We start from the raw sequence: 4,849 nt of genomic DNA on the forward strand, positions 1-4,849 counted from the left end.
GGTCGCCGCAAGATGATCCGCAACACCCTCATCGGTTCGATGGCCCTGGTGCCGCTGTCCGGTGTGGTCCTCCTGCGCGACCTGGGCCCGCTGCCCGAGGACAAGCTGGAGCACACCGGCTGGGAGGAGGCGACCGACGCCAAGCCCCTGCAGCTCATCAACATGAACACCAACCAGCCGATGAAGGCCGAGGACATCATCCAGGGGTCGCTGACCTTTGCGATGCCCGAGGGCCTGCACACCCACGACGAGGACTTCCAGCAGCGCATCGCCAAGGACGCCCTCATGCTGGTGCGCATCGCGCCGGAGGACATCAAGGACGACAAGTCCAAGGAGAAGGGTTTCGAGGGCATCCTCGCCTACTCCAAGATCTGCACCCACGTCGGCTGCCCGATCAGCCTGTACGAGCAGCAGACCCACCACGCGCTCTGCCCCTGCCACCAGTCGACCTTCGACCTGGCGGACGGCGCGCGCGTGATCTTCGGCCCGGCCGGCCACCCGCTGCCGCAGCTGAAGATCACCACTGACGAGAAGGGCTTCCTGGTCGCCCACGGCGACTTCGACGAGCCCGTCGGCCCGAGCTACTGGGAGCGTGCTCGATGAGCAGTACGAGCAGCACCACCTCCGGCGCCACCAAGCCCGCCAGCACGCGCGCCAAGCCCGCGAACAAGTGGGAGCAGGCGGCGGACTGGACGGACGGTCGGCTGGGGATCTACTCCCTCGCCAAGACCAACCTGCGGAAGATCTTCCCGGACCACTGGTCCTTCATGCTGGGCGAGATCTGCCTCTACACCTTCATCATCATCATCCTGACCGGTGTCTACCTGACGCTGTTCTTCAAGCCCTCGATGGGCGAGGTCATCTACGACGGCTCGTACGTCCCGCTCAAGGGCATCCCGATGTCCGAGGCGTACGCGTCGACGGTCGACATCAGCTTCGAGGTGCGCGGCGGCCTGCTGGTCCGCCAGATCCACCACTGGGCGGCCCTGGTCTTCGTCGCGGCGATGTTCGTGCACATGATGCGCGTCTTCTTCACCGGCGCGTTCCGCAAGCCGCGCGAGATCAACTGGGTCTTCGGCTTCCTGCTGCTGGTCCTGGGCATGTTCGACGGCTTCTTCGGCTACTCGCTGCCCGACGACCTGCTCTCCGGCACCGGTATCCGGTTCATGGAGGGCGCCGTCCTGGCGACCCCGCTGATCGGCACCTACGTCCAGATGTTCCTGTTCGGGGGCGAGTTCCCCGGCCACGACATCGTGCCGCGGTTCTTCACCATCCACGTGCTGCTGATCCCGGGCATCATGCTCGGCCTGCTGGTGGCGCACCTGATCCTGGTCTTCTACCACAAGCACACCCAGTGGGCGGGCCCGGGCAAGACCGAGAAGAACGTCGTCGGCATGCCGCTGATGCCGGTCTACATGGCCAAGGCCGGTGGCTTCTTCTTCCTGGTCTTCGGTCTGATCGCGGCCATCTCGGCGATCGCCTCGATCAACCCGATCTGGGCGTACGGCCCGTACCGTCCCGACCAGGTGTCCACGGACGCCCAGCCGGACTGGTACATGGGCTTCTCCGAGGGCCTGATCCGCATCATGCCGGGCTGGGAGATCAGCCTGTGGGGCCACACCCTGAACCTCGGTGTGGCGATCCCGCTGATGGTCCTCTTCCCGATGGTGCTGGTCTCGATCGCCGCCTACCCCTTCATCGAGGGCTGGATCACCGGCGACAAGCGCGAGCACCACATCCTGGACCGCCCGCGCAACGCCCCGGTCCGCACCGCGCTGGGTGCCGCCTGGATCAGCCTCTACCTGGTCCTGCTGGCGGCCGGTGGCAACGACCTGTTCGCCACCCACCTGCACCTGTCGATCAACTCGGTCACCTACTTCGTCCGCGTGGGCATGTTCGTGATCCCGGTGCTCGTCTTCATCATCACCAAGCGCTGGTGCCTCGGCCTCCAGCGCCGTGACAAGGAGAAGGTGCTGCACGGCCGCGAGACCGGCGTCATCAAGCGCCTGCCGCACGGCGAGTTCGTCGAGGTGCACGCCCAGCTGCCGCAGAAGGACCTGCACAAGCTCACCGCGCACGAGCAGATCGAGCCGTTCGAGCTGCCGGCCGAGACGGACGAGAACGGCGTGGCCCGCAAGGCCAACGTCCTCGACCGCACCCGGGCGAAGATCTCCCGCGGCTTCTACGGCGAGAGCAGCCAGATCCCCAAGCCGACCTCCGAGGAGCACCACGAGATCACCAGCGGCCACGGCCACCACTGATCCCGTACGCACCCCGCGTCGCACCCCGAGGGCCGCTGACCAGAGTTCTTCTGGTCGGCGGCCCTCGGGCTTTCCCGTACCCCGGGGCCCTCGCGGCGCCCCGCCGAACGTCAGGAGCCCCTGTGCAGCTGTCCGTCGACCCCGCCGCCGGCACTCCCCCGTACGAGCAGATCCGGGCCCAGATCGCCGAACAGGCCCGGACCGGCGAACTGGCGACCGGACTGCGGCTGCCCACCGTCCGCGCGCTGGCCGAGCGGCTCGGGCTGGCGGCCGGCACGGTCGCCCGCGCCTACCGGGAGCTGGAGGCGGACGGGGTGGTGGAGACGCACGGCCGGCGCGGCACCCTGATCGCCGCGGTCGGCGACTCCGCGCACCGGCTGGCCGCCGCGGCCGCCGCCGAGTACGCCGAGCGGGTCCGGCGGCTCGGGGTGTCGGCGGCGGACGCCCTGGCCGCCGCCGACAACGCGCTGCGCCTGGCCTACCGGGAGGACGCCGCAGAGGGCCAGGAAAGCCCCTGAGGGCCCTCGGGGACCGTCCTCAGAGCAGCGGGGCGATCATCCCGCCGGCGGGGGCCCTGGTGGCCGGCGTGGTGGTGCTGACGGGCTGCCCGAGGGCGCTGTGCCCGACCCACTCGCCCCAGCCGATGTTCCAGTCCCCGAAGCCGTTGCCGAACGGCTCCATGCTCTTGCCGCGGCTGTTCACCACCGTCACCAGGTCCCCCACCCTGGTGTTCTGGTAGAACCAGTGGGCGTTCTCGGTGCTCATGCCGGTACAGCCGTGGCTGACGTTCTCCACGCCCTGGGAGCCGACCGACCAGGGCGCCGCGTGCACGTACTCGCCGCTCCAGGTGACCCGGGTGGCCCACTCGACGTCGAGGTCGTAGGCCTCCTGGCTGCCGGCCGCTATGCCGATCGTCTCGCCGCTCATCCGGACCTTGCGCTCCTGGCCGAGCACCACCTTGACGCCGTTGCGGGTGTCGAAGCCGGGCTTGCCGGTGGTGACCGGGATCGTCCGGACCACCTGGCCGGCGCGCTTGAGGGTCAGCTCGTGGGCGGCCGCGTCGACCACCGTCTCGACCCGCTCGCCGATCCGCATCGCCAGGGCCGCCCGGTCGCCGCCGTACAGGCCGTCGGAGATCCGGCCGCCGGTGGCCTCGAAGGCCAGCGCGACGACGGTGCCGGTGGGCCAGTAGTCCTCGGGGCGGAAGTGCAGGTTCTTGTCGTCCACCCAGTACCAGGCGCCGGTCACGGCGGGCTGCGAGGTCACCGTCAGCGCCCGCTCCACCTCCTGGCGGGCCTGCGGGTCCTTGACGGCCTCGGAGAGCTGCACGGTGAGCGGCTGGCCGACCCCGTAGACGCCGCTGCCGGAGGAGTCGGGGCCGAGCTTCGCGGTCAGCAGCCGCTGGGCGGCCACGGTGGCGAAGCCGGAGGTGGTCTCGCCGCGCCCGCCGCTGCCGTCGTCGGCGGCGATCCGCACGGTGTAGGCGGTGGCCGCCTTCAGCCGGCCGGTGGTCTGCCAGCTGCGCTGGTCCTCCGAGAGCCGCCCGGCGACGATCCGGCCGTCCGGGCCGACCACGGTGACGTCGGTCAGCCGGCTGCCCGGCTCCGCGGTGACCGTGACCGGCTGCGAGGGATCCACCTTGTCCGTGGCGGAGAGGTGGACCAGCCGGGCCGCGTCGACCTTGCGGACGGCGTCCGCGACCTCCTCGCCGCCGGAGGTGCAGCCGGCCAGCGGGGCCAGCACAACGAGGGCCAGCGTGATGCCGCCGAGACCCGCGATTCCGCGCCTGTCGGCCATGACCGCCTCCCAGGGGTTCGCACGATTGGTCAGATCGTAGGAACCTCCTCCGGCTGAGCGACATCCGAACGGCGCTCCATTGGGCCGGCGGGGTGAGGCCGTCACTCCGGGGACGCAACAGGGCCGGGCTTCCCGTGCGGGAAGCCCGGCCCTGTGGGAGAGAACCGGTCCTACTGGTTCTGGTTCTCGCCCCGGTAGAACTCGAAGACCCAGCCGAAGAGGCCGATCAGGATGACCGGGATCGACCAGTACAGCAGCCACCAGCCGAAGATCACACCGAGGAAGGCCAGCGCGCCGCCGACCGCCAGCGAGAGCGGCTGCCAGCTGTGCGGGGCGAAGAAGCCCAGCTCGCCGGAGTCGTCCGCGACCTCGGCCTCGGGGTTGTCACCCGCGCCGCTGTCCACCCGGCGGGCGGTGAAGGCGAGGTAGTACCCGATGAAGGCGCACAGCGCGAAGGCGAGGAACAGCGCGGTGGTACCGGCGGCCTCGATGCCGTGGTCGGAGCTGTTGGTCCACAGGCCGTAGGTGATCGCCATGGCCAGCACGAAGACCGCCAGGCCCAGGAAAATCTTGCCCTGTTCCCTCATCAGGCGTCGCCTTCCTTCTTGCCCTTGCCGAGCTTCGGGGCGTCGTACTTGGCCGGGGTCACACCGGCGAAGTGCTTGGCCGGCTCACCGTGGTACTCCAGGTAGTCCAGCGCGGCGATCTCCGGGTAGTGGAGGTCGAAGGCCGGGGATTCGGAGCGGATCCGGGGCAGGGTGAGGAAGTTGTGCCGCGGCGGCGGGCAGGAG

At 69.9% G+C, this 4,849-nt stretch carries 5 protein-coding genes and 1 pseudogene; 3 read left to right on the forward strand and 3 right to left on the reverse strand.

Going from position 1 to position 4,849, the window contains the following annotated elements:
* The 3 genes from VR45_RS03835 to VR45_RS03845 all read left to right on the forward strand — a co-directional run.
* Window positions 1–603, forward strand: a 603-nt coding sequence (locus VR45_RS03835; protein ID WP_045938254.1) for a Rieske (2Fe-2S) protein, incomplete at its 5' end; no start/stop codon positions are given.
* A complete protein-coding gene (locus VR45_RS03840) occupies window positions 600–2,261 on the forward strand; it encodes a ubiquinol-cytochrome c reductase cytochrome b subunit (RefSeq protein WP_045938255.1) in 1,662 nt (553 codons plus the stop codon). The genes VR45_RS03835 and VR45_RS03840, both read left to right, overlap by 4 nt.
* A gap of 122 nt (window positions 2,262–2,383) precedes the next feature.
* Window positions 2,384–2,779, forward strand: a complete 396-nt coding sequence (locus VR45_RS03845; protein ID WP_045938256.1) for a GntR family transcriptional regulator — start codon at window positions 2,384–2,386, stop codon at window positions 2,777–2,779.
* Between the two features lie 19 nt (window positions 2,780–2,798).
* Here the strand turns inward: VR45_RS03845 and VR45_RS03850 are convergent, their stop codons facing one another.
* From VR45_RS03850 to VR45_RS03860, 3 genes and pseudogenes are all read right to left on the reverse strand, one after another.
* The gene (locus VR45_RS03850; protein ID WP_045938257.1) at window positions 2,799–4,058 is read right to left on the reverse strand and encodes an Ig-like domain-containing protein; all 1,260 of its coding nucleotides are present in this window, start codon (window positions 4,056–4,058) and stop codon (window positions 2,799–2,801) included.
* 170 nt (window positions 4,059–4,228) lie between these two features.
* Complete coding sequence (locus VR45_RS03855; RefSeq protein WP_045938258.1) at window positions 4,229–4,645, reverse strand: cytochrome c oxidase subunit 4; 417 nt, start codon at window positions 4,643–4,645, stop codon at window positions 4,229–4,231.
* Window positions 4,645–4,849, reverse strand: a pseudogene (locus tag VR45_RS03860) (cytochrome ubiquinol oxidase subunit I); the annotation flags it as partial. The pseudogene VR45_RS03860 and the gene VR45_RS03855, both read right to left, overlap by 1 nt.

It is taken from the genome of Streptomyces sp. NRRL S-495, from assembly GCF_000966955.1.
Lineage (GTDB): Bacteria > Actinomycetota > Actinomycetes > Streptomycetales > Streptomycetaceae > Kitasatospora > Kitasatospora purpeofusca.